Annotated in this window: 17 protein-coding genes; 4 read left to right on the top strand and 13 right to left on the bottom strand. The window is 73.5% G+C overall.

The features are described from left to right. The first annotated feature begins 105 nt into the window (after positions 1 to 105). From OHA72_RS37390 to OHA72_RS37380, 3 genes are read left to right on the top strand one after another with little or no spacing between them, the layout of a single operon-like run. Complete coding sequence (locus tag OHA72_RS37390; protein ID WP_327000780.1) at positions 106 to 3,591, top strand: non-ribosomal peptide synthetase; 3,486 nt, start codon at positions 106 to 108, stop codon at positions 3,589 to 3,591. Further along, a complete protein-coding gene (locus OHA72_RS37385) occupies positions 3,588 to 10,613 on the top strand; it encodes a non-ribosomal peptide synthetase (protein WP_327000779.1) in 7,026 nt (2,341 codons plus the stop codon). Before OHA72_RS37390 ends, OHA72_RS37385 begins: the two co-directional genes overlap by 4 nt. A 2-nt stretch (positions 10,614 to 10,615) precedes the next feature. Continuing rightward, the gene (locus OHA72_RS37380; protein WP_327000778.1) at positions 10,616 to 11,527 is read left to right on the top strand and encodes an ornithine carbamoyltransferase; all 912 of its coding nucleotides are present in this window, start codon (positions 10,616 to 10,618) and stop codon (positions 11,525 to 11,527) included. Positions 11,528 to 11,538: 11 nt separating this feature from the next. Here OHA72_RS37380 and OHA72_RS37375 read toward each other — a convergent pair whose 3' ends face one another. The 9 genes from OHA72_RS37375 to OHA72_RS37335 form a co-directional block, all read right to left on the bottom strand. After that, entirely contained in the window at positions 11,539 to 12,219 is a 681-nt protein-coding gene (locus tag OHA72_RS37375; RefSeq protein ID WP_327000777.1) for a response regulator transcription factor, read from the bottom strand. After that, entirely contained in the window at positions 12,216 to 13,442 is a 1,227-nt protein-coding gene (locus tag OHA72_RS37370) for a sensor histidine kinase (RefSeq protein ID WP_327000776.1), read from the bottom strand. Before OHA72_RS37370 ends, OHA72_RS37375 begins: the two co-directional genes overlap by 4 nt. A gap of 179 nt (positions 13,443 to 13,621) precedes the next feature. Beyond that, positions 13,622 to 14,419: a ParB/RepB/Spo0J family partition protein gene (locus tag OHA72_RS37365; RefSeq protein ID WP_327000775.1), complete on the bottom strand. Its 798-nt coding sequence runs from the start codon at positions 14,417 to 14,419 to the stop codon at positions 13,622 to 13,624. 338 nt (positions 14,420 to 14,757) lie between these two features. Next, positions 14,758 to 15,981, bottom strand: coding sequence for a 3-deoxy-7-phosphoheptulonate synthase (locus OHA72_RS37360; protein ID WP_327000774.1), 1,224 nt, complete (start codon positions 15,979 to 15,981; stop codon positions 14,758 to 14,760). 264 nt (positions 15,982 to 16,245) lie between these two features. Beyond that, positions 16,246 to 16,494: an acyl carrier protein gene (locus OHA72_RS37355; protein ID WP_327000773.1), complete on the bottom strand. Its 249-nt coding sequence runs from the start codon at positions 16,492 to 16,494 to the stop codon at positions 16,246 to 16,248. 55 nt (positions 16,495 to 16,549) lie between these two features. Next, positions 16,550 to 17,566 (bottom strand): beta-ketoacyl-ACP synthase III, encoded by a 1,017-nt coding sequence (locus OHA72_RS37350; protein WP_327000772.1) that lies wholly within the window; start codon positions 17,564 to 17,566, stop codon positions 16,550 to 16,552. Positions 17,567 to 17,595: 29 nt separating this feature from the next. Further along, positions 17,596 to 19,194 (bottom strand): FAD-dependent monooxygenase, encoded by a 1,599-nt coding sequence (locus tag OHA72_RS37345; protein ID WP_327000771.1) that lies wholly within the window; start codon positions 19,192 to 19,194, stop codon positions 17,596 to 17,598. Between the two features lie 61 nt (positions 19,195 to 19,255). Continuing rightward, positions 19,256 to 20,965: a sodium:solute symporter family transporter gene (locus tag OHA72_RS37340; protein ID WP_327000770.1), complete on the bottom strand. Its 1,710-nt coding sequence runs from the start codon at positions 20,963 to 20,965 to the stop codon at positions 19,256 to 19,258. Next, positions 20,962 to 21,297: a DUF485 domain-containing protein gene (locus OHA72_RS37335; protein WP_327000769.1), complete on the bottom strand. Its 336-nt coding sequence runs from the start codon at positions 21,295 to 21,297 to the stop codon at positions 20,962 to 20,964. Before OHA72_RS37335 ends, OHA72_RS37340 begins: the two co-directional genes overlap by 4 nt. Before the next feature lie 183 nt (positions 21,298 to 21,480). Between OHA72_RS37335 and OHA72_RS37330 the strand changes: the two genes are divergently transcribed. Continuing rightward, positions 21,481 to 22,221, top strand: coding sequence for a DUF6081 family protein (locus tag OHA72_RS37330; RefSeq protein WP_327000768.1), 741 nt, complete (start codon positions 21,481 to 21,483; stop codon positions 22,219 to 22,221). On the opposite strand, the gene OHA72_RS37325 is transcribed toward OHA72_RS37330, so the two are convergent. The 4 genes from OHA72_RS37325 to OHA72_RS37310 are packed head-to-tail and all read right to left on the bottom strand — an operon-like array spanning position 22,214 to position 25,591. Next, on the bottom strand, positions 22,214 to 22,915 hold the full coding sequence (locus tag OHA72_RS37325; RefSeq protein ID WP_327000767.1) for an SDR family NAD(P)-dependent oxidoreductase: 702 nt from the start codon (positions 22,913 to 22,915) through the stop codon (positions 22,214 to 22,216). The two genes, OHA72_RS37330 and OHA72_RS37325, sit on opposite strands and share 8 nt — an antisense overlap. A 14-nt stretch (positions 22,916 to 22,929) precedes the next feature. After that, entirely contained in the window at positions 22,930 to 23,583 is a 654-nt protein-coding gene (locus tag OHA72_RS37320) for an isochorismatase family protein (protein WP_327000766.1), read from the bottom strand. Positions 23,584 to 23,615: 32 nt separating this feature from the next. After that, positions 23,616 to 24,404 carry a 2,3-dihydro-2,3-dihydroxybenzoate dehydrogenase gene (locus OHA72_RS37315; protein WP_327000765.1) on the bottom strand — a complete coding sequence of 263 codons (789 nt, stop codon included), beginning with the start codon at positions 24,402 to 24,404 and terminating at the stop codon, positions 23,616 to 23,618. Beyond that, complete coding sequence (locus OHA72_RS37310) at positions 24,401 to 25,591, bottom strand: FAD-dependent monooxygenase (RefSeq protein WP_327000764.1); 1,191 nt, start codon at positions 25,589 to 25,591, stop codon at positions 24,401 to 24,403. Before OHA72_RS37310 ends, OHA72_RS37315 begins: the two co-directional genes overlap by 4 nt. Positions 25,592 to 25,593 lie beyond the last annotated feature (2 nt).

Genomic DNA, 25,593 nt, shown 5'->3' with positions numbered 1-25,593 from the left:
CTCGCCCGGCTGGTCGCCTACCTGGTCGCGCGGGACCAGCCGCCGTCCCCGGCGCAGCTGCGCGCGTTCCTGCTCGAACGGCTCCCCGAGCCGTACGTGCCGTCGGTGTTCGTCGCGCTCGACCGGCTGCCGGCCACGGCCAGCGGCAAGGTCGACCGCTCGGCGCTGCCCGCACCGGACGCCGCCCGCACCACCGGCCAGGCCCCGCGGACGCCGCTCGAGGTCCGGCTCGCGGCCGTCTTCGCCGACGTGCTCGGCGTCGCGCAGGTCGGCGTCGACGACGACTTCTTCGACCTCGGCGGGCAGTCGCTGCTCGCGATCCGCGTCGCCACCCGGGTGCGCGCCGAACTCGGGGTGGACCTGCCGGTCCGCGCCGTCTTCGAGGCGCGCACGGTCGCCGGGCTGGCCGGCCGGGCGTCGCTCGCCGCGCCCGGCGCCGGCCCGGTCATCCCCCGCCACGACGGCCCGGCCCCGCTGAGCTTCGCCCAGCAGCGGCTGTGGTTCCTCGACCTGCTCGACGGCGGCCGCCAGTACCACGTCACGACCGGGCTGCGGCTCACCGGCCCCCTCGACGTCCCGGCGCTCGCGCGGGCGCTCACGGCGCTCACCGAGCGGCACGCCGTGCTGCGCACCCGGTACGTGCCGGGGCCCGGTGACGGCATCGTGCAGGTCGTCGACCCGGCCGCGCCGGTCGCCCTGCCCGTGCAAGACGTCCCGCCGGAGACACTGTCCACAGTGGTCGATGCGCTCGCCGGCGAGCCGTTCGACCTCGCGGCGCGGGCGCCGCTGGCCGTGCACCTGCTGCGCGTGCGCGCCGACGAGCACGTGCTGCTGCTGGTGCTGCACCACATCGCGACCGACGGCCGCACCGACGAGATCCTGCTGCGCGACCTGGCCGCGCACTACACCGGCGTCGCCACCGCCGCACCACCCGTGCGGTACACCGACTACGCCGCCTGGCAGCGGGCGCAGCTCACCGACGACGTGGTCGCCGCCGAGCTGGCCCACTGGCGGGAGCGGCTGGACGGGATCGGCCCGCTCGACCTGCCCGCCGACCGGCCACGACCCGCCGTGCGCGACACCGGCGGCGCCGCCGTCACCGTCGACCTGCCGGACCGGGTCATGCGGCCGCTGCTCCAGCACGGCCGCCGGCACGGCGCGACCGCGTTCATGACCATGCTGAGTGTCTTCGCGGCGCTGCTGCGCCGGTGGACCGGTGAGGACGACCTCGCGATCGGGATGCCGGTCACCGGCCGCGAGCACCCCGGGCTCGACGACGTCGCGGGGCTGTTCGTCAACACGGTCGTGGTGCGGGTCGACGCCTCCGGCGACCCGACCGCGACCGAACTGGCCGGGCGGGTCCGGGACCGGGCGCTCGACGCCTTCGGTCACGCGGGACTGCCCTTCGACCGGCTCGTGGAGGAGGTCGCGCCGCACCGGGATCCTGGCCGGCTGCCGCTGTGCGACGTGATGTTCGACCTGCGGGACACCCCGGCGGCGGTACCGGCGTTCGCCGGGCTGGGCGTGGCACCCGTACACGCCGAACGCCGGACCGCGAAGTTCGACCTGACCCTGACACTCACCGCCCTGCCCGGCGCCGGCGGCTACCGGGCCGAGCTGGAGTACGCGACGGCGCTGTTCGACCGGGCGACCGCCGAGCGGATGGCCGGGCACCTCGCCACCCTCGCCGCGGCCGTCGCCCACGACCCGGACCGGCCGGTGAGCCGCCTGGAGCTGCTCACCGACGCCGAACGGGACCTGCTCCTGCACGGCTGGAACCCGTCGCCGGACCCCGAGGCCGGCGAGTGCCTGCACGAGGCGTTCGAGGCGCAGGCGGCCCGCGACCCCGACGCCCTGGCGGTCGAGGACCACGGCGAGCGGATCACCTACCGCGAGCTGTCGCGGCGCTCCACCGAGCTGGCGCGGCGGCTCGTCGACGCGGGCGTACGGGCCGAGAGCCCCGTCGCGGTCCACCTGGAACGCTCCTCGGCGGCCGTCGTCACGCTGCTGGCCGTCGCCAAGGCGGGCGGGGTCTATGTGCCGCTGGGCACCGGACAGCCGCCGGAACGCCTGGCCGGCATGCTCGCCGACCTGGAACCGGCGCTGCTCGTCACGCACGAGCGCCTGCGCGGCGACCTCGCCGGCGTGGCAGTGCCGGTGCTCGCCGTCGACGACCCCGCGCCGCCGGCGGCCCGGGCGACGGACCTGCCCGGCAGCGTCCCCGACCAGCTGGCGTACATGATCTACACGTCCGGGTCGACAGGCCGGCCGAAGGCGGCGATGGTGACCCACCGCGCCTACACCCACCACTGCCGGGTGACCGCCGGCATGTACGGCCTCGGCCCGCACGACCGGGCGGTGCTTCTGTCGTCGCTCACCTTCGACCTGGCCATGGAGCAGCTCGGGGTGGTGCTCCTGGCGGGCGGGTCCCTGGCGATCAGCGACGCCCGGTTCTGGGCGCCGTCGGAAGTTCCGGACCGGCTCGCCGCGGCCGGGGTGACGCACGTGCTGTTCACGCCCGCCTACTACCGGCAGGTGATGGACGGCGTGCGCCCCGGCGACCCCCGCCTGGCCGGCCTGCGGATGCTGCACGTCGGCGCCGACCAGGTGACGCACGGCGACGCACGGCGCTGGTACGCGGCGGACCTGCCCGGGTCGTTCACCTCCGCCTACGGGCCGACCGAGGCCACGGTGGTCGCGCTGACCCACCCCGTCGACCCGGCCGACCTCGGCGCCGCCGACGGCGCCGGACTGCCGATCGGGCGGCCGGTGCCCGGCACCCGCGCCTACGTCCTGGACGAGCACCTCCAGCCGGTGCCGGTCGGCGTGGCCGGCGAACTGTGCCTCGGCGGAGTGCGGCTCGCCCGCGGCTACCTACGCCGGGCCCGGCTGACCGCGGACCGGTTCGTGCCCGACCCGTTCGGCGGCCGCCCCGGCGACCGGCTCTACCGCACCGGCGACCAGGTGCGGCTGCGCGCCGACGGGCTGTTCGAGTTCCTCGGCCGGCTCGACACGCAGGTGAAGGTGCGCGGGTTCCGCATCGAGCTCGGCGAGATCGAGGCCGCGATCGGCAGCCACCCGGCGGTCGCCGAGGCGGCCGTCGCGGTGCGCGACCTGACACCCGGCGACCCGCGGCTGGTCGGATACGTGGTGCCCCGCCCCGGCGGCACCATCGCGTTCGGCGACCTGCGCGAACACGTGCGGGCCCGGGTACCGGACTACATGGTGCCCACCGCGTGGCTGGCGCTGGACGGGCTGCCGCTGACCGCGAGCAAGAAGGTCGACCGCCGCGCGCTGCCCACGCCCGGCCCCGGCGACGTGCTCCGGCAGCGCGAGCACACCGGCCCCCGCGACGAGGTCGAGGCCGCGATCGCCGCGGTGTGGGCCGAGGTCCTGGGCGTGTCCACGGTGGACGTCACCGAGGACTTCTTCGACCTGGGCGGGCACTCGCTGCTGGCGACCCGGCTGCTGACCAGGCTGGACGACCTGTTCGGCCTGCGGGTGCCGCTGCGGCTGCTCTTCGAGGCGACCACCGTAGCGACCCAGGCCACGGCGCTCGCCCGCCTGGCCGCCGACGAGGAGGAACTGTGAGCGACCCGACCACCGGCACCGCGAGGCTGCTCGGCAGGCTGCGCCAGCGCACACCGGGCGAGCCGCGGCCCCGCTTCCCGGTGGTGGCCCGCGACGAGCCGATCCCCGCGTCGGCGGCGCAGCGGCGGCTGTGGTTCCTGGACCGGCTGCGCCCCGGCGGCGCCGAGTACCTGGTGCCGATCGTGCTGCGGCTCACCGGCCCGCTGTCGGCCGACCGGCTCCGCCTGGCCCTCACCGCACTGGTCGCCCGGCACGAGGTGCTGCGCACCCGCTACACGGCCGGGGCGGACGGCGAGCCGGTCCAGATCATCGACCCGCCGGCGCCGGTACCGCTCCTCGACGGCGCGACCGAGGCGGACCTGAGCGAGCCGTTCGACCTGGGCCGCGGGCCGGTCCTGCGGGCCGGGCTGGCGCGCACCGGGCCCGGCGAGCACCTGCTCAGCCTGGTGGTGCACCACATCGCGGTCGACGGCTGGTCCGGCGGCGTGCTGATCCGCGACCTCGCCGCGCTCTACGAGGGCCGGGACCTGCCGGAGCCGGTGCAGTACGCCGACTTCGCCGCCTGGCAGCGCGACCACGGCGAGACCGTCGCGGGGCTGCGCTACTGGCGGGAGCAGCTGCGGGACCTGCCGCCGCTGGAACTGAGCACCGACCGGCCCCGCCCGCCGGTCTGGCAGGCGGCCGGCGCGACCGTGCCGTTCACCGTGCCCGCCGGGGTGGCGCGCGGGGTCGCGGAACTGTCCCGGCGGCACCGCGCGACCCCGTTCATGGTGTACCTCGCGGCGTTGTGGACCCTGCTGCACCGCTACACCGCGCAGACCGGCTTCGCGGTGTCCAGCCCGATCGCCGGCAGGACCCACCCCGGCACCGGCGACCTGGTCGGGTTCCTGGTGAACCTGCTCGTGCTGCGCGCCGACCTGACCGGCGACCCCACGTTCGCCGACCTCGTGGACCTCGCCAGGAGCACCGCACTGGACGCCTACGCGCACCAGGACGTGCCGTTCGAGCGGATCGTCGACGCCCTCGACGTCGGCCGGGACCTGGCCGGCCACCCGCTGACCACGGTCAACCTCACCCTGCAGAACACCGGCCCGGCCCGGTTCACCGCCGGCGAGCTGACCGGCGACCCGGTCGACGTGCCGGCCCGGGAGGCGAAGTTCGACCTGAGCTGGACCCTGCAGGAGCAGCCGGACGGCTCCGTCGCCGGTGAGCTGACGTTCCCGCACGCGCTGTTCGACACCGGCACCGCCGAGCGCATGGCGGTCCACTATGGACGGTTGCTGGCCGCCGCGGTCGCCGGGCCGGATACCCGGGTCGGCGACCTGCCGCTGCTGACCCCCGGCGAGCGCGACGCCCTGGTGTCCCGGCCGGCCGCCGCGGTGCCGGTCGGGCCGCTGCTGCACGAGCGGTTCGCCGCGCACACCGAACGCGAACCGTGCGCGGTCGCCCTGAGCTCCGGCATGCGCCGCATGACCTACGGCGAGCTGGACACCCGGGCCAACCGGCTCGCGCACCGGCTGCGCGCGCTCGGCGCCGGCCGGGAGGACCTGGTCGGCATCCTGCTGCCGCGCGGCGAGGACATGGTCGTGGCGCTGCTCGCCGCGTTCAAGGCCGGCGCGGCGTACCTGCCGCTGGACCCGCAGCACCCGGCCGAACGCATCGACTTCCAGCTCCGCGACGCCGGCGTCCGGGTCGTCGTCACCGCGTCGCCGTCCGCGGCGCTCATCACCGCCCCGGCCGCGCTGGTGCTGCTCGACGACCCCGCCGAGGACCGGCGGATCGAGGCGCACCCGGCGACGGCGCCGCAGGTGCGGGTGCACCCGGACGACCTCGCCTACGTCATCTACACCTCCGGGTCGAGCGGGCGGCCCAAGGGGGTCCGCGTCACCCACGGCAACGCCGCCCGGCTGTTCACCGCGACCGACGACGACTTCCGGTTCGGCCCCTACGACGTGTGGGCGCTGTTCCACTCCTTCGCGTTCGACTTCTCCGTGTGGGAGATCTGGGGCCCGCTCGCCTACGGCGGCCGGCTGGTCGTCGTGCCGCAGGAGGTGTCCCGCTCGCCGTGGGACCTGGTCGCGCTGCTGGCCGAGGAGGGCGTCACGGTGCTCAACCAGACGCCGTCGGCGTTCCGGTCACTGGTGGAGCTGGCGGCGCGCGGCGAGCCCGCCATGGACGGGCTGCGGCTGCGCACCGTCGTGTTCGGCGGCGAGGCGCTGGACGTGGCGATGCTGGCGCCGTGGTGGCGGCGCTTCGGCGACCGGACGCCACGGCTGGTCAACATGTACGGCATCACCGAGACCACCGTCCACGTCACCGTCCGCCCGCTCGGACTGTCCGATCTGGACGGTGACCGCAGCCCGATCGGCGCGCCGATCCGGGACCTGAGCCTGCACGTGCTCGACCCGCGGATGCGGCCCGCGCCGGTCGGCGTGCCCGGCGAGCTCTACGTCGGCGGCGCCGGGGTCGCCCGCGGCTACCTCGGGCTGCCCCGGATGACGGCGGAACGGTTCGTGCCCGACCCGTTCGGGCCGCCCGGCGCGCGGCTGTACCGCTCCGGGGACAAGGCGCGGGTCCTGCCCGGCGGCGACGTCGGGTTCCTCGGCCGCTTCGACGACCAGGTGAAGATCCGCGGGTTCCGCATCGAGCTGGACGAGGTCGGCTCCTGCCTGTCCGGCCACCCCGACCTGGATGCCGCCGTGGTCTGCGTGCACGAGCCGGCCGGGGCCGAGCGGCGGCTGGTCGGCTACGTGGTGCCCAGCAGCGGGGCCGCGGTCACCGTCGCCGACCTGCGGGCCCACCTCGCCGCGCGGCTGCCGGCGTACATGGTGCCGGCCGCGTTCGTGGTCGTGCCGAAGCTGCCGCTCACCGCCAACGGCAAGATCGACCGGCGGGCGCTGCCGGCACCGGAGCAGGCGCTGCGCGACGGGGCCGCGCCGCAGCGGCCGCGCACCGCCGCCGAGCGGGCCGTCGCCACCGTCTGGGCCGAGATCCTCGACGCCGGCCCGGTCGGGATGGACGACAACTTCTTCGCCCTCGGCGGCGACTCGATCCGGGCGGTGCGGCTCGTCGGCGGGCTGCGCGCGGCCGGCTTCGACTACAGCGTGCAGGACGTGTTCCGGCACCAGACGGTCGCCGAGCTGGTCCGTGCGGGCGCCGGCGACCGCTCCGGCAGTTCCGCGGCCGAACGTTCGGGCGTCGCGGCGTTCAGCCTGCTCACCGCCGACGACCTGGCCGCGCTGCCGGCCGGGGTGGTGGACGCCTACCCGATGGCGCGGGTGCAGGCCGGCATGGTCTACGAGCTGCTGGCCGACCCGCACAACCGGCCCTACCACAACGTGACCAGCTACCTGATCCGCGACACGGGCGACTTCTCCGCCGCCGCGCTGCGGGCGGCACTGGAAGCGGTCGTCCAGCGGCACGAGATCCTCCGCACGTCGTTCGACCTGACCGGCTTCTCCCAGCCGATGCAGCTGGTGCACGGCACCGTCGAGGTCGAACTGACCACAGTGGACCTCCGCGGCACCGGCGGGCAGCAGGAGGCGATGGAGCGGCTGCGCGACGACGAACGGGCCCGCCTGTTCGACCTCGGCACGGCGCCGCTGATCCGTTTCCACGCCCACCGGGTCTCCGGCGAACGCTGGTACCTCACCATCACCGAGTTCCACGCCGTCCTCGACGGCTGGAGCCACAACTCCCTCGTCTCGGAGATCCTGGCCGGCTACCGCGGTACGCCGCAGACGGTGCCCCCGGCCGTGCGCTACGCGGACTTCATCGCGCAGGAGCAGCACAGCCTCGCCGACCCCGCCGACCGGGCGTTCTGGGCCGGCCGGCTCGGCGGCGCCGACCGGCTCACCGTCCCGGCCGCCTGGGCCGATCCCGACGGCGAGCCGGCCTACGCCATCGCCGTGCCCTTCCGCGACCTCGAGACCCCGCTGCGGGCCCTCGCCGCCGCCGCGGGCGCGGCGCTCAAGAGCGTCCTGCTCGCCGCGCACCTGGCGGTGTGGCGCACCGTCGCCGGGGACGCGCCGTTCTCCTCCGGCCTGGTCTGCAACGGCCGGACCGAGGTCGACGGCGGCGACCTGGTCTACGGCATGTTCCTCAACCCGGTGCCGTTCGTGGCGCCCACCTCGGCATCCACCTGGATCGACCTGGTCCGCGCCGTCTTCGCCGAAGAGGTCGAGCTGTGGGCGCACCGCCGCTTCCCGCTGCCGGAGATGCAGCGCGCGTTCGGCGGCCCGGAGCGGCTGCTGGAGGTCGCCTTCAACTACCTCGACTTCCACGTCCTGGACCGCAAGGCCGTCGACACCGAGGGCAGCACCGACGTCAGCCCCAACGAGTTCCCGTTCGCCGTGTCCACCCAGGGCGGCGCGATGCTGATCAGCGCCCGGTCCGCCCGCATCGGGCGGCCGCATGCCGAGATGCTCGCCCGCATGTACCGCACGGCGCTGGAGACGATGGCCGCCGACCCCGCCTCGAACACCGGCGGCACGCTGCTGCCGCCGCCCGAACAGCGGCGGCTGGCCGCCCGGGGCGCTGCGGTCCGCGCGCCACGGCCCGACCGGGGCGTGCACGAACTGGTGGCGGAGCACGCCGCGACCACGCCGGACGCGGTCGCGGTGGAGGCGGCCGGTCAGCGGCTCACCTACCGGGAGCTCGACGAACGGGCCGGGGCGTGGGCGGCGCGGCTGGCGTCCGAGGGCGTCGGCGCCGGGGACCTGGTCGGGCTGCGCCTGCCGCGGGTGCCCGACCTGGTCGCGGCGCTGCTGGGCGCGCTGCGGCTCGGCGCGGCCTACGTGCCGGTCGACCCGGCGCACCCGGCGGCGCGCGTCGAGGCGATCCTGCGCGACGCGGGCGTCGTGACGACCGCCCAGGACACCGGGCCGCTGCCGCCGCCGTCGTACGCGGTGCACCACCCGGCCCGCGACGAGCTCGTCTACGTCGTGCACACCTCCGGGTCGACCGGCACCCCGAAGGGCGTCATGATCACCCACGGGGCGCTCACCGACCGGGTCTGGTCGATGCGCCGCACCATGCGCATCCGCCAGGACGACGTCGTCGTCGCGGTCGTGCCGATCGTCACCGACGTCGCCCAGCTCGCCACGTTCATCGCGCTCGCCGACGGCGCCCGGCTCGTCCTGGCCGGTGAGGACCTGGCCCGCGACCCGCAGTCCCTGGCCCGGCTGCTGCGCGACAGCGGCGCCACGTTCATGCAGGCCTCCCCGACCACCTGGCGGATGCTGGTCGAGTCCGGCTGGTCGCCGCCGGCCGGGTTCCGGCTGCTCAGCGGCGGTGAGGCGATGAACGCCGAGCTGATGGCGACCCTGTGCGCGTCCGGCGCCGAGGTGTGGAACATGTACGGCCCGAGCGAGGCGACCGTGTTCTGCTTCGGCACCCGGCTACCCGGCGGTCCGTTCGTCCCGGCCGGCAACACGTCGATCTACCTGCTGGACAAGGACCTGCGGCCGGTCCCCGACGGCCTGCCGGGGCAGATCTTCGTCGGCGGGGACGGACTGGCCCGCGGCTACCTCGGCCGGCCGGGCACGACCGCGGCGGCGTTCCTGCCCGATCCGCACGGCGCCGCGCCCGGCGCCCGCATGTACGCCACCGGTGACCTCGGCCGCCGGCGCCTCGACGGGCGGGTGGAGATCCTCGGCCGCCGCGACCACCAGGTGAAGATCCGCGGGTTCCGGGTCGAGCTCGGCGAGATCGAGAACACCCTCGTGCGGCACGCGTCGGTGCGCGCGGCGGTCGTCCACCCGGCGCCAGGCCCGCAGGGCGACCCCGTCCTCGTCGCCTACGTCGTGCCCGCCGGGCCGGAACTGTCCACCATGGACCTGCTCGGGTTCGCCGGCGAGCTCCTGCCGTCCTACATGGTGCCCGCCCACGTCGTGGAGATGGTCACGTACCCGCGGCTGGCCAACGGCAAGGTCGACCGCGCGGCCCTGCCCGTCCCCGGCGGCGGCCCGGCCACGACCGCCTACCGGCGGCCGGACGGGCCGGTCGAGGAGGCGATCGCCGCGGTGTGGCAGGCCGTCCTCGGGGTGCCGCGGATCGGACGCGACGACGACTTCTTCGCCGCCGGCGGGCACTCGCTGCTGATGCTGAAGGTCGTCGAGCAGCTCCAGCGGCGCCACGGCCTGGCCGTCACGTTCCGCGACCTGCTCACCGGCCGCACCGTGCGCGGGATCGCCGCCGCCCTCGGCACCGGCGCCGCGCAGCAGGCCCTGGTCCGCTTCGGCGCCGGCGACCCGCGGCTGTACTGCCTGCACCCCGGCGGTGGCAGCGCACACTGGTACCGGGAGCTCGCCGGGCACCTGCCCCTCGCCGCGTACGAGTGGCCGGGCCTGCACGACGCGGACGTGGCCGCGGCCGACATCGGGGACATCGCGGAGCGCTACCTCGCCGAGTACCCGGCCGGGCCGGCGCCGTCCACGCTGCTCGGCTGGTGCGCGTCCAGCGCGATCGCGTGGGAGATGGCCCAGCAGCTGCACACCCGCGGCACGCCCGGCCGGCTGGTGCTGCTCGACCCGGTCGTCGACCTGACCCTGCACCACAAGCAGCAGCAGCTGGTGAACCTGTCCACGTTCCGCCGGGCGGAGGCACTGTTCGCGTCGCTGCCCGGACTGCCGCCGCAGAGCCGCGCGCACGCGCGGGCCGAGCTGGTCGCGCTGGTCCGCGGCGCCGTCGACGACGGCGACGTGTGGATCGACGAGGACGACCTCGGCGCCGCCTGGGCCCAGCGGATCCGGGGGTGGCGGGAGCTGCTGCAGGCCCGGCTCTCCTACCCGTTCAAGCCCTACCCGGGGCCCGTCGACCTGATCCTGTGCGACGAGCTCGCCGACGGCCGGCACGACTCGATCCACGGCATGCGCTACGACGACTACCTGGCGCACTGGCGGGCCCTGGCGGGCGGCGGACTGCGCGTGCACCGCATCGCCGGGGACCACCTGGGCGTGCTGCGCGCACCGCACGTCGCCGGGCTCGCCGAAGTTCTTTCCCGTCTGTCTGAAGTGGAGTGAGCATGCACATCATCTCGCTGCGGGATCTCAGCGACAGCGACCTGCGCGCGATCGTGCACCGCGGTGCCGCGTTCGCCGCCGACCGCACCGACCACGACGAACCACTGCGCGGGCGCATCGTCGGCGTCTACTTCAGCCGGACCTCCACCCGGACCCGCACCGCGTTCACCACCGGCGCGCTGCGCCTCGGCGCGAAGGTCATCGCCTACGGCCCCGGCGACCTGCAGACCAACACCGGCGAGACCCTGCAGGACACCGCACGGGTGTTCGGCGGCATGCTCGACGCCCTGGTCATCCGCACCGCCGGGTCACCCGACGACATGCGCACCTTCGCCGCGCACTGCGGTGCCGTCGTCAACGCGATGAGCGCCGACGAGCACCCCACCCAGGCCCTCGCCGACCTGACCACGCTGCAGGTCCACTTCGGCCGCGTCGAGGACCTGCGCGTCGTGTACGTCGGGGAGGGCAACAACACCGCCGCCGCGCTCGCCCTGGCGTTGCCCCGCTTCGCCGGGACCCACCTCGACCTGCGCACCCCGGCCGGCTATGGCCTGGACCCGGCGCTGCTGGCCGAGGCGGCGGCGCTCGCGGACCGGCACGGCAGCCGGATCAGCGAACGGCACGACCTGACCGATCTGCCGCAGGACGCCGACGTCGTCTACACCACCCGGTGGCAGACGACCGGCACGTCGAAGCCCGACCCGGACTGGCGCACCGTGTTCGCCCCGTTCCAGGTCAACGCGGCACTCATGGACACCTTCCCCAAGGCGGTGTTCCTGCACGACCTGCCCGCGCACCGCGGCGAGGACGTGACGGCCGACGTGCTGGAGGGCCCGCGGAGCATCGCGTTCACCCAGGCCCGGCACAAGCTGCACAGCGCCATGGCGGTGCTGGAGTGGTGCCTGCCCAGGTGACCCGGCCGTGATCACTGCCCGCGGCTGACCAGGCCCGTCTGGTATGCGACGACGACCAGCTGGGCGCGGTCGCGGGCGCCCAGTTTCGCCATCGCGTGGCTGACGTGGGTGCGGGCGGTGGCCGGGCTGAGGAACAGCTGGGTGCCGATCTCGTCGTTGCTCAGGCCCTGCCCGACCAGGGCCAGCACCTGGCGCTCGCGCTGGGTCAGCACCGCCAGCCGGTCCTCCGCGATCTGGGTGGCGGTCCGCTCGGCGGTGAACTGGGCGATGAGGCGGCGGGTGATCCGCGGCGCCAGCAACGCCTCGCCGGCCGCGATCACGCGGATGGCGTGCAGCAGCTCGGCCGGCCCGGCGTCCTTGAGCAGGAAGCCGCTCGCGCCGACCTGGAGCGCCTCGAAGACATACGCGTCGGTGTCATACGTGGTCAGGATCAGGACCCGGACCTGCTCGAGGCCGCGGGTCCGGACGATCTCGCCGGTGGCCTTGATCCCGTCCAGCTCCGGCATGCGGATGTCCATGAGCACCACGTCGGGGCGCAGGGCCCTGGCCCGCTCCACGGCCTCGGCGCCGGTGGCCGCCTCACCGACCACGGTGATGTCGGACTCGCCGTCGAGCAGCAGCTTGAACCCGGACCGGACCAGCGCCTGGTCGTCGGCGAGCAGCACCTTGATCGGTTCACCGGCGCTGGTCACAGGTGCAACGCTCCGGCCGGGATCAGCGGCAGCCGCGCCTTGACCTCGAACCCGCCGGACGGTCGCGGGCCGGCGGTCAACTCCCCACCCAGCAGTCCACAGCGCTCCCGCATCCCCACGATCCCGTGGCCCGGCTGCGCCGGACCGCCCTTGCCGCCGCCGGCCGCCACCCGCGGCCGGGCGCCGGCCGCGACGGTGTTGCCGCCGCCGTCGTCGGTGACCCGCACCTCCAGGACGTCGGCTCCGTGGTCGATCGCAACGGTCACCCGGGTCGGACCGACGTGCCGGATGACGTTGGTGATCGACTCCTGCAGGATCCGGTACACGGTGTGATCCACGGCGCTCGGCAACGGCGCCGCGGGCGGTGTCACGTCCACGGTGACGTCGAGCCCCGCGTCGCGCGCCATCGCGGTCAGCTCGGTGACCTGCTCCAGGCCGGGGTGCGGCACCCGCCCGTTGTCGGTGTCGCGCAGGACCCCGAGGACCGCTCGCATCTCGTGCAGCGCCTGTGCGCTGGTCTGCTCGATGGTCACCAGCGCCTGGCGCGCCTGCCCGGGGCCCTTGTCCAGCAGATACGCGGTGACGCCCGCCTGCACGTTGATGATGGCGATGGCGTGCGCGACGGTGTCGTGAACCTCGCGGGCGATCCGCAGCCGCTCGGCGTCCACGCGCGCCCGGGCCTCCTCTTCCCTGGTCATCTCGGCCTTGTGGGCGCGCTCCAGCGCCTCGGTCGAGCGCGACCGCACGGACTCGCCGAGGGCGGCGGCCATGATCGACGCCGCGATCCGGAAGAACACCCAGCCGAGGGCGGCCCGCGGCTGGATGTCGGCGGCGAAGATGAGCCAGCAGGTGGCCAGCACCGTGATGCCCCCGCCGGCGATCGCCAGCGACCTACGGCCGTCGCCGTAGGCGGTCAGCGTGTAGAGGGCGACGAACAGCCCGATCCAGCCGGGCCCGTCGGAGAAGCCGATGGCGTAGTAGGCCAGGCTGATCAGCGCGGAGGCGATGAACACCGGCACCGGCCACCGGCGCCGCACGGCCAGGATCAGCCCGGTCACGGTCAGCAGGACGTATCCGAGGTTTCCGAAGTCGGTGAACGGCCGCGAGCCCACGTCCTGGGGCTTGGCCATGCTGGCCTCGACCTGCATCACTGCGATGAAGACGGCGAGCAGTGCGTCCTGCGCCGGGACGGACAGGTGTTTGCGCAGCACTGGGCGTCTCATGTCCCGATGATAGTGGCAACGCCGGGTGGCCGGGTCAGGTGCGCGGAGCGTCCGGCTACGCCGCCGGGCGCGGCCCGGTCCTCGTCGCCTACGCAGATGTGCGTAGGCGCCGCCGACCAGGTGCCGAGGACGTCACCGGGATCGCGGCTCAGGTCGGGTGCCGGCATGCCCGGATTGTGTCACGTCCCGTCCTCCAGTTCCTGCGCGAGCGCCAACCAGCCTTCGGCGCACGAGCGGGCCAGCTCGGCGACGGAGCCGCGCCAGTGTGCCGGCACGGCGCCGGCGACGTCGCTCAGCCCGCCGTGCTCGATCACGTGCGTGTTGAGCCACCGGACGAGGGCGCGGCCGCTCTCCGCGTACTTCACCGACGGATCCTTGCTCAGGTTGCCCCGCACCGAGGGCCAGTCGACGGTGCGACCGGCGGTCCTGCGCCGCGGCGGCTCGCTGCCACCGTCGAGGGACGTCCCACCGTCCCCGGCGGCCACGCGGGCGGTGGCCGGCACGGGGTCCTGGCCCGCCCGCAGGCGGGCCCGCACGTCCCGTGCCGTGCCCACCGAGACGCCCGCCTCCTCGGCGATGGCGCGCAGCGGCGCGTCGGGCCGCCGGGCGATGGCCGCGCCCGCCCGGCGCCGGCCGGCCGAACCGTCGCGGGGGCGGACCCGCCCGTCCCTGCCCATGCGGCGGCTCTCGTGCTCGGCCGGGAGGTCGAGACGGCCCCGGATCGCGCTCACCGTGGTCGGCGACAGGCCGGCGACCGCCGCGACGGCCCGGTCGGACCATTGCCAGTACAGCACGAGAATCCGGCGGGCCGCGGCTTCCCGGTCGGCCCGGGACAGCGGCAGGCCGTGCCTGATGTTCGCCTCGACGGAGAGCAGGAACGCCTCCCGGTCGTCACCTTCGAAGAACCTGGTGGAGATGGTCTCGTCACCCCGCATCTTCGCCGCCCGTAGCCGGTGCATGCCGTCGATGACGCGCATCGTGCTGCGGTGCACAAGAATCGGCGGAACGCTCCGCGCCGCCACCAACAGCTGGATGTGTTCCGGGTTCTCCCCGCACACCCGGGGTGAGTCACCGGGGAGCAGCGACGATATCGGCACTGTGACGGAGGGCGTCCCGCCGGGCGCGGCCGGCCCCTCGTCGCCTGCCTTCAGATCGTCCGACGCCATCCACATTGGACACTCACCTGTCATCGCCATGTGTCAATCGGCAAGCAGGACGCCTGCCCTGGCATCATTGCCAGGTGGCATCCCCGTGAGCAACACCGGCCGGGGCACCAGGTCGGGTAGTGTTCCTACCCGATCGAGTGGTGGGCGGGTCAGGACCGGCACGTCACCGTGCCCTTGACCCACGCCTCCAGCAGCTCCGTGGCCTGTTCCGCGTTGAGCCGGGGATCGCACAGCGACGTGTAGTGCCGCCGCAGATCGTCGTCGGTCACGGATCCTCCGATGCACTCCGTCACGTCGTCCGCCGCGACCTCGATGTGGAGTCCGGCGGCGTACTGCCCGTGCTCCTCGACGACGTCACGGAAGCGCAGCGCCTCGGTGACCACATCGGTGAGGTGCCGGGTCTTCTGCCCGGTCAGGGACCGCACGGTGTTGCCGTGCATGGGGTCGCTCAGCCAGATCACCGGATGTCCGGCGTGCGTGACGGCGCGGACGATCGGCGGCAACGCCTCCTGGACCAGGTCCCGGCCCATGCGCGGGATCAGCACGAGGCGGCCGGGCTCACGGGCCGGGTCGAGCACCTCGCACATGCGCACCACGTCCTCAGGGTCCGCGGCCGGACCGATCTTGCACCCCACCGGATTGACCACGGAGGCCAGCAGGGCCACATGCCCGCCGGCCGGCTGCCGGGTCCGCTCCCCGATCCACGGCAGGTGGGCCGAGCCCAGGTAGCGGTCGTCCGTGTCCGGATCGCGGCGGACCAGCCGCGACTCGTAGTCGATGACCAGTGCCTCGTGGCTCGACCACGGGCCCGCCGCCACGGCCGCGGGACCCGTCGCCTGCCGGTACGTCCGCATCAGCCGCTGCACGCGGTCGCCGGCCTCATAGGCCCGCACCATGCGCTGCGGATCCGCCGCCCGCGCCGCCGGGGTGGCGACCTCCGAATTGATCATGTGTCCCCGGAAGGGCGGCATGCTCAGCCCCGCGTGCCGCTCGATCGCCTGGGACCTGGGTTTGGCGAACTGTCCACCCATGCGGCCGATGCGGATGACACCGCGGCCGGTGAGCTCGGTGAGCCGGTTGCCCAGCCGGTTGATGACGTCCAGCTTCCTTGCGGTGTGCCGGGGCGTGCACTCGTGGAAGCTCTCGGCGCAGTCGCCCAGCTGGAGTACGAGCGCATCGCCGGTCACCAGTCGCGCCAGGGCCTCGCGCAGCTGGCGGACCTCCGTGGCCGTCACCAGCGGCGGGGCGGACGACAGCGCGCGGCACGCCTCGCGATAGGCGGGGCGGTCCTGCCACTCCGGCTGGTGGGCGGCCGGCGCGGCCGCGAGCGTCCCGAGTTGGGAGGATTGCCCGATAGTGCCGGGTGGCTGCATGTCTGCTCCCAGTCCGAGATCCAGCGGGACGGTTCCACCCGGTAAGGGTGACCCAGCCACGGGTGCCCGCGTATCACGTCTTCGCGCTGCCGGAAGCGCCCTTTGCCGGACGCCACGCGGGACGCCGCACGCCCCGTCAACCACGTCCCCGGAAACGGAAATGGCGCGTTCGCGTCAGTCACCGCGCCGGGGACGGGTACCCACGCCGGCGGGGGAGGCCGGCATCCGGCCTCCCCCGCCACGATCGCTTGCATGTCCCGGCCGTCAGACCTGGACGCCCTTCGCCTCGATCAGCGCGACCGTCCCGGCGACGCTGCCGGCCTCGGCGAGATCCTCGTCGGTCAGCATGATGTTGAAGCGGCCGCTCAGGGCGACCGCCACCTCGACGAGGACGAGCGAGTCGAACCCGAGCTCCTCGAAGGAGGTCTCGGCGGTGGTGTCCGCCGGGGCGGAGTACTTGGAGATGATGAGGTGCAGCAGGTCGCCGGTCAGAGTCCCGGCCGGTGCGTTCATCGGAGGGTTCGCCTCGCTCTCTACGTGTGCTGTGGATGGTTGGGCAACGGGCCGGTCAGGCCACGTTGAGATGGGGCCAGGTCAGTACGGCGGCGCCCCAGGTGAGCCCGCCCCCGAACGCGGTGAGCAGGACCCGCGACCCGGCGGTCAGGGTGCCCGCGGCGGCCGCGTCGGACAGCGCGAGCGGAATGGACGCCGCCGAGGTGTTGCCGACGCGGTCGACGTTGACGACGGCGCGCTCCTCGTCGATGCCGAGCCGCTGGGCCAGCGCCGCGAGGATGCGGATGTTGGCCTGATGGCCGACCAGGTGGTCGAGGGACTCGACCGGCCAGCCGACCCGGTCCAGCAACGCCGACGCCGAATCACCCATCCTGGTGACCGCTTCGGCGAACACCTTCTTGCCCTGCATGGCGAAGTAGCGGCCCTGGGGGTCGGGGCTGCCCGGCGTCGCACGCTCCCGGGAACCGCCCCCCGGGATGATGATGAGGTCCTGCTGCGAGCCGTCGGAGCCCAGTTCGACGCCGAGGACGACGCCGGGCCGGTCCGCGTCGGGCGTCGCGCTGAGCACGACGGCGCCGGCGCCGTCACCGAAGATGACCGATGTCGTGCGGTCGGCGGGGTTCAGGATGGTCGAGTACGTCTCGGCACCGATGACCAGCACCCGCCGCGCCTGCCCCGCGGCGATCTGCGCCGAGGCGACGGCCAGGGCGTACAGGAACCCGGAGCACACCGCGGCGATGTCGTAGGCGGCGATGGTGCCCAGTCCCAGGCGGGCAGCGACCTGCGGCGCCGTCGCCGGGCAGGGGTGGTCGGGTGTGGTGGTCGCCAGCACCACGGCGTCCACCGCGCCCGGCTCCAGTGGCAGGTCGGCCGACTTCAGCGCACGGTGGCCGGCCTCGACCGCGAGGTCGCTGGTGGCCACGCCGGGCGTGGCCCAGTGCCGGGTGCGGATCCCGGTCCGGCTGGTGATCCACTCGTCGGACGTGTCGAACCTGGCGGCGAGTTCCGCGTTGGTGACCAGCCGGGGCGGCAGGTAGCTGCCCAGCCCGGCGAGCGCGGCGAAGTGTGCCATGACGGTCCCCCTCGTATGGTGCGGCCGGTTTACAGGGCGCCTCGGACGCGCCGGATCACGGCGGCCGGGTCCGGACCGGCCGTGTTCCCGCGCCAGGCGACGTGGTGGTCCGGCCTGACGAGCACCAGATCCCGTTGCCACACCTGCCGGGCCCGGGAGTCGGACACCTCGGCGTGACTGACCGGCACCCCCTGCGCGGCCGCCGCCTCCAGCAGCGGGGCGGCCCGGCCGTCCCCGGCGAAGTCGATCAGCGTGAAGGACGCGGCGAAGCGGTCGTGGATCGGTCTCCCGCCGGCCAGCAGGACGCTGGGCGCGCGGCCACCGGGCCAGGTCGTCGGCGTGTACTCCTGCGGGCTCCACGGCGGTTCGGGCCCGTCCTCGTGGCACACGACGGGCGAGCCGTCGTAGCGGTAGCCCAGTTCGACGCCGCGGTACTCGTTCTCGCCGCGCGCGGCGTCGAGGAACGAGGCGACGGCCGTGTTCGAGGCGCCCTCGCGGACCAGGTTCCCCGCCTTGAGGTGGACGCCGATGTGCCGGTGCGACGTGTGCAGGTTGCGCAGGCCGACCGGGCGGCGCTCCGTCTCGTAGCTGTCCAGCAGTGCGGGTCCGCCGTGGCCGCTCAGCAGCGCGGCGATCTTCCACGCGGCGTCCAGCACGTCGCCGATGCCCGTGTTCATCCCGTAGGCGCCGGTGGGGAACATGCGGTGCGCGGAGTCGCCGGCCAGCAGCACGCGACCGGCCCGGTAGGTGTCCGCCAGCCCGAACCCGGGGCGCCAGCGTGAGGTCAGCAGCACCTTGTCGATCTTCAGGTCCGTGCGCATCGTGTCGAGCAGGAACGCCGCGGGATCGGTCGGCGGGGTGTCGAACTCGGCCGCCTCCATGCCGTTGACGTGCGCGGTCCAGGTGTCCGTCTCGTCCTGGGCGATGATGACGTACCGGAAGGCGAAGTAGTGCCAGAACCGCCCGTGCCGGTGCAGGCTGTCCAGGTCGCGGCTCTTGAAGTGCACCATGAAGGCGCCCGGCAGCCCGGGGATGTCGAAGCTCTCCTCGCCGATGCCCACGGCCTTGCGGACCTGGCTGGACGCGCCGTCGCAACCGAGCACGTACCGGGACCGCAGCTGCAGCTGATGGTCGCTCATCACGTCGACCAGCCGGCTGGTCACCACGTCCTCGTCCTGGCTCAGGGACTCCAGCCGCAGGCCGCAGCGCAGGTCGATGAGCGGGTTGCGCCGGCAGCGGGCACGCAGGACCGGCTCCAGCTCCACCTGGGAGATGCGCTGGCCGGGCTCGACCGGCTGGCTGCCGTCGTTGTGCTCGGCGATGTACCGCCACTGCTCGGCCACGGAGGGAAGCCCCCACGTGGTGATCGGCGCGCCGGCGAGGCCGGTCGACCAGATCACGTCGGAGCGGTGCTGTGGCGCGACGCCCGCGGCGCGGACGCCGTCGGCGATGCCGAGCTGCCGGAAGAACTCCATGCTTCGGGTGTTGACGAAGTCCAGCTTGGGATGCACAGACGTCTCGAAGCCCTGGTCGACGAGAACACAGGCGACGCCCTGGCGGGCCAGCGCCAGCGCGGCGACCATGCCGACCGGGCCCGCGCCCACGACCAGAACCGGTACCGGATCCAAGGTTGATCCTCCCGAACGGGGTGTGGGGCGGTCGCACCGCCCCACACCGTTTGCGGCTTGTTCAGTGCGCTTCGCTGGGTGTCCGGATCTCGCGGGCCGGCTCGTCCGCGCCGACCGTGGCGGCCGGCTTCCTGCCGGCGGGGATGACGGCGCCGGTCAGGGAACGGACCTGCATCTGCGCGAAGGCCGCGTCGTTGCGCTCGGGGCTGGTGAGGGTGCCGATGAGGCCGAGCAGGAAGCCGATGGGCAACCCGACCAGCCCGGGCTCGAAGTCGATGACCTTGAAGTCGATGTCGGGGAACATGGCGTTCGCGGGATCGCCGGTGATCCCGTTGGAGAACAGCACCATGATCATGACTGCGGCGAAGCCGCCGTAGACCGTCCAGAGCAGCCCTCGGGTGTTGAAGCGCCGCCAGAACAGCGAGTAGACGATCGCCGGCAGGACGCACGTGGCGCCGAGGTCGATCGACGTGGGGATGAAGACGTGGGTGAGGATCGGCGCCAGTGCCAGCCCGCCGACGAGGGAGACGATCCCGATCACCAGGACGTTGCGCCGCACCTCCCGCAGCTCGGTGGCGGGCTCCAGCCGGCGGCCACGGTACGCGTTGATGTCCTTGGTGTAGGACGTCACGGCGTTGAGCAGCAGGACCCCGAAGATGGCGACGACCGACAGCATCGCCACCGCGCCGAGGATGCCGGACATCGTCTTGCCGCCCAGGTGCTCGGCGAGCTTCGGCAGCGTGATGTCGCGGGTGTCCCACGCCTTGCCGATGCTGCTGCCGCCGAGGATCGCGGTCGCGCCGAGGCTCAGGATGATGATGAACTGGTAGAACGTCACCGCGATCATCGATGCCCAGCCGGCCGACTTCCGCGCGTCGCGGCCGCTGTTCGCGACGAGGAACCGCGTGAACAGGAACGGCATCCCGATGACCCCGGCCGTGACGGAGACGATCTTCGAGAGGTGGACCCACGGGTCCTGGCCGGACTGGAAGGTGGCGCCGCTGCCGAACAGGCGGCCGGGGCCCAGCAGGTCGCCGCGCCCGTTCGGCACCTGGTTGGCCTGGGCGGCGTCGAGCAGCTGGAACGGGTTGAACTTGTACTTGAGCATCACCATGACGGTCAGCACCGCCACCAGCGTGACGAACAGCACGACCTTGAGCGACAGCATCCGGGTGAGTCCCTGCATGCCGCCCAGGTACACCAGCAGGATCGCGACCAGGCCGGCCAGGATGATCACCAGCGCCACGAAGGGCGTGCTCGCCTTGGAGGCGGTGGTGAACATGCGGCTGGCGGCCAGACCGATCGAGGCCAGCACGGCGACCATGAACATGGCGTAGATCGACAGGGTGAGCACCGCCGACGCGGCCCGGGCCGGTCGCTGCCGGGCCCGCAGCACGAAGATGTCGCCGATCGTGTAGCCGCCCACGTTGCGTGCGGGCGAGGCGTAGATCAGTACCGCCAGCACCGTCGACATCGTGAAGGCCGTCAGCAGCATGATGGCGTCGAAGCCGTTCAGCGACACGTGCCCGGCGATGATGATCACCGTCGAGTACATCAGGCCGGAGCCGACCATCGCGAGCGTGTTCTGACCGATGCCGATCTTCCGGCCCCCGAGCAGGAAGTCGCCCGCGTCACGGATGCCGCGGCGGACGGGTAACACCAGCGCGAGCACCGCGACCACCAGCACGACACTGAGCACCGTGGCGAGCACGGGCGCCGCCCAGGTGTTGTTCACCGGCGTCGGCTGAGGAATCGCAAGAATGACGTTCATCGGGCATCTCCTTCCGCGTCGGCCCGGATCTGCTCGGCCAGCGGATCGAGCCGGGTCCGCGCGTACCGCAGATACACCACGGCGACCGCCACCACGAGCATCTGTGACAGCAGCACGAAGAGCAGGCCGACGTTCATCGGCCCGCCGAGGCTCTGCCGGAAGAACTGCGGCACGAACGCGGCGAGCACGACAACGGCCAGCCACCACCCGTAGAAGATGATGCTCGCCCAGGCGATGAACCTGTTCGAACTGCGCCGCAGAGTCTTGAACTCGGGGCTGTCGTACACCGCGAGATAGCGGTCATCGGCCATTGTCGAGTCGGTCGTGACCATGACACCTCCAGTCGAGGACGCCTCGAAATCGACGTCGTGCCGTCGCGATCAGTTCCTGGGCAGTCTCGGCCGCCGGTGCCACATCGGGCATCGCCTATTCACGGGATTCCCGGTAGGTGTCGTGCCGCCGAACCGCGTGGATGTGCGATGTCCACGGCCGGTCGCCGGGCCGATGGTGTCTGCATGACGTCGGCACTGGGGACCAACGCGTGGACGTACGACGACTTCACCAGCGGCGAGCTCGATCCCGGCCGCTGGCGGATCATGTCGATGCCGGGGGCCGACGGCCTCGTGCACCCGTACCGGGACCGCAACGCGCGTGTGCGCACCGGCAACGGGTGCCTGGAGCTGACCGTGCACCCGTTCACCCGGTTCCACGACAGCGATCCGCGGCAGAACAACGCCAAGCACATGTACCGGTCCGTGCAGCGCTTCGGCGCGCCGGAGCAGGGCAGCCTGACGTTCCGGGTCACGATGGGCGTGCGCACCTACGGCCAGATCCCCTACGACCTGCTCGACGCCTTCGGCACCGTGAACCTCTTCGACCTGGACAGCGGCATCGTGCTCAACGCCGCCGCGACCAACGACACCCTGTACGCGGTGGTCGAACGCCTGGTGCTGCCCGGCGTGACCCGCCCGGACGAGCACTACATCCACCGGGTGGTGCTGGACGTGGCGACGGAGCCCGGGCGGGTGCACGACTACGCCATCACCTACCGGGCGGCGTCGTCGGACGTGGAGTTCCAGGTGGACGGCCGCCCGGCCTACTGGACCCGAATCCCGGTCCCGGTGACCGGTTTCACGGCCGGCATGGCGCTGTTCTCGGCGCGGAACCCGGCGCGCTACACCCGCGCCCAGCGCGAACACGGGCAGGGCGCGACCGGCCGGTGGGGGCCGTGGCGGGTCACGACGGGCGTCACATGAGCAGTTCGCCGCCGTCGATGTTGAGGTTGACCCCGTTGACGGCGCGGTTGGTCAGCAGGAAGGCGATCGCCTCGGCGCAGTCCTGCATCGTCACCGGCCGCCTGGTGAGCGCGCGGGACGCGGCGGTGTCCCGCGCGGCCGGCTTGTCGCTCCAGAACGGCGTGTCCGCGACGATGCTCGGGTGCAGGGCGTTGACCCGCACCGGCGACAGCTCCGTGGCGAGGGTTCTGACCATCGCGGTGATACCGCCGTTGGCCGTCGTCACGGTCGTCGATCCCGGGTACGGGCGGTGGCTGGCGAGACCGCCCAGCAGCACGACCGCGCTCCCGTCGCCCATGCGCGGTGCCAGCGCGTGCACCACCGTCGTGTAGCCGGTGAGCTTCACCGCCAGCAGATGCGTCGCGGCGGCCGGACGGTACTCGCGGACCGTGTTGTAGTCCCGGTCCACCGCGGCGAGCACCAGGTGATCGACCCGGTGCAGGCCGGCCAGCGCGTCCACGACCTGCTCCGGCTCGGCCAGGTCCAGGGCGATCCCGCGGGTCAGGCCGCCGATCTCGTCGGCGACGCGCTTGGTCCGCTCCTCGGAACGGCCGGTGATGATCACGTCGTCTCCCCGGTCGGCGCAGGACCGGGCGAAGTGCCGCCCGATCCCCGACGTTCCGCCGATGACGACGACCTGCGTGCGATCGGACATTGGTGCTCCTTCGGCTATGGATGATGCGACGGACTCTTCAGCTCGGCCAGCACGTCGGCCGTGGACAGCGGCACCGCGCAGCGGGCCGCGGCGTAGCGCAGCGCCATGAGATGGTCGTCCAGCGACAGGTCGGCCAGTGCGTCCGCGACGAGGAACGGCTGGATGTCGCGGCTGAACGCGTCGCAGGCGGTGAGCAGGCAGCCCATCTGTGCGTAGACGCCACAGACGATGAGCTGGTCCAGTCCCGACCCCCGCAGCCGCTCCTGCAGGTCGCTGCGGTGGAACGCGCTGTAGCGCCACTTGGTCAGCACCGTGTCGCCCGGCTCGGGCGCGATCTCCTCGATGATGCCCCGGTCGGCCTCGTCGGTGCCCATGCCGGGGCCCCAGAAGTCGTGCACCAGCCCGCGGTCCTCACGGCTCATGCCACCCGGCTGCGCGGTGAACAGCACGGGCACCCCGGCCGCACGCGCCGCCACGACCAGCTGCACGACGTTGGCGACCAGCTCGGTCAGCGGGGACTGCCCGGCCGCGAACGGGCGCAGGAAGTACCGCTGCATGTCGTGCACCAGCAGGGCGGCCCGGTCCGGGTGGGGGCGCCACGGCACGACGGGGGCCGGCAGGTCGCCGGCGCCGGGCATACGGTACGGCGCGATGGGCGTCATCGCCATGGTCTACCTCCTGTTGTTGCGCTGGACAGCGGTCACACGTGCAGGGCGGCGCCGCCGTCCACGTACAGGTCGTGCATCGTGACGTGGCCCGCCTGGTCGGACACGAGGTACGCGACCGCCTCGGCGACGTCCCGCGGCTGCGCCAGTTTCCGCAGCGGGATCCCGACGCGGTACGCCTCCGGCGAGCCCTCGACGGCCCGCCGCGGGTCGATGCCCTCGCCCAGCATCGCGCGCAGCATCGGCGTGTCCGTGGAGCCGGGCGACACGACGTTGCACCGGATGCCGTAGTCGGCGAGCTCCAGCCCCAGGCACCGGGTGAAGTGGGCCGACGCGGCCTTCGAGGCGGCGTAGGCGGCCATCTCCCGGCGCGGTACGCCGCCCGCGTTGGACGCCACGGTCACGATCGAGCCCCGGCGGCGGAACATCATCCGCCGGGCCACCGAGCGGGACACGTGGAACACCCCGGCGGCGTTGACCGAGAAGGTGTCGCTCCACTGCCGGTCGGTCAGGTCGACCACCCGCCCGGTGTGCAGCACGCCGGCCGCGTTGACGAGGATGCCGATGGGGCCCATCTCGTCCTCGATGCGCCGCACGAGCGCGTCGACGGCCTCGCTGTCGCACACGTCGATGGTGTAGCCGCGGGTCGTCTCGCCCTCGGCCTCGAGCTTGGTCACGACCGTGGCGAGCGTCTCGGCGTTGCGGTCCACGGCCGCGACGTGCGCTCCGGCGCCGGCCAGGACGCCGGCCACGGCGGCGCCGATGCCCTGTCCCGCACCGGTGACCAGTGCGACCGTCGACTCTATTCCGGTCAGTTCCATCATCCACTCCCGCTGGTCGTGATGGCGTGCTCGACGTCGTACCCGTAGAGCCAGGCATGCCCGTCCAGACCCGACGAGGTCTGGGCGGCGGTGTCGCGGCGGCGTTGCTCGTCCCCGTCGGCCAGGTGGAAGGTCTGCGCGTTGTCCCTGGACTGCTGCTGGATCCGCCTGGTGCGCGGCAGGCGGATCCGTTCGTATCTGCGCAAGGCCGCGCTCAGGCCGCCGGCGCCCGCCTCCGCCAGGCACCGGGCGAGCACGACGGCGTCCTCGATCGCCTGGTTCGCGCCCTGCGCCTGGAACGGCAGCATCGGATGCGCGGCATCGCCGATGACGGCCACCCGCTGCGCGCTGAGCCGGTCGATGCCGTCCCGGTCGTGCAGCGCCCACCGGCTGACCGTCTCCGCCGCGGCGATCAGCCGGGCGACGTCGGGATGCCAGCCCGCGTACGCGGCGGCGAGCGCGGCGGTGTCACCGCGCGCCGACCACGACTCCTCCCGCCAGTCCGAGGCGGGCACGGTGGCGCCGAAGCTCACCTGCCGGCCCGCGGAGACCGGGTAGCAGACACAGTGCTGGTCCGGTCCGAACCACAGCTGCACCCGCGGCTCGGTGAGCAGGAACGGCACCCGCTCGGCCGGCACCAGTCCCCGGTAGATGCTCTGCCCGGAGTACCGCGGCTGATCGGCCGCGATCAGCTCGCGGACGGCCGAGTGGATGCCGTCGGCCCCGACCACCAGGTCCGCCGCGACCGTCGCACCGCCGGCCGTGTGCAGCCGCGCCTCGTCGGCGTTCTGCGTCACGGCCGTGCAGCGGACCCCGAGGTGGACCCGGTCGGCGGGCACGAGCGAGCGCAGGCCGCTGTGCAGGTGCGCGCGGTGCACGGTGTAGTAGGGCGCGCCGAAACGGCCCACGCAGAGGTCGCCCAGTGGCGTCCGCTGCAGCAGGCCGCCGTCGTCCCAGCGACGCATCTCGATCGCCTGCGGTGCGACCGCGACGGCGCGCAGGTGGGCACCGAGGTCCAGCTGGTGCAGCAGCCGGGTGGCGTTGGGTGCCAGCTGGACTCCCGCTCCCACCTCGGTCAGCCGCTCGGCCTGTTCGTAGACGTGGCAGTCGATGCCGGCCCGGTGGAGGGTGGCGGCGAAGGCGAGACCGGCGATGCCGGCCCCGACGACGGCGACCCGTATGTGCGCCATGT

The organism is Dactylosporangium sp. NBC_01737, from assembly GCF_035963215.1.
Classification (GTDB): Bacteria; Actinomycetota; Actinomycetes; order Mycobacteriales; family Micromonosporaceae; genus Dactylosporangium.
This window is presented reverse-complemented; position numbering and strand designations above follow the sequence as displayed.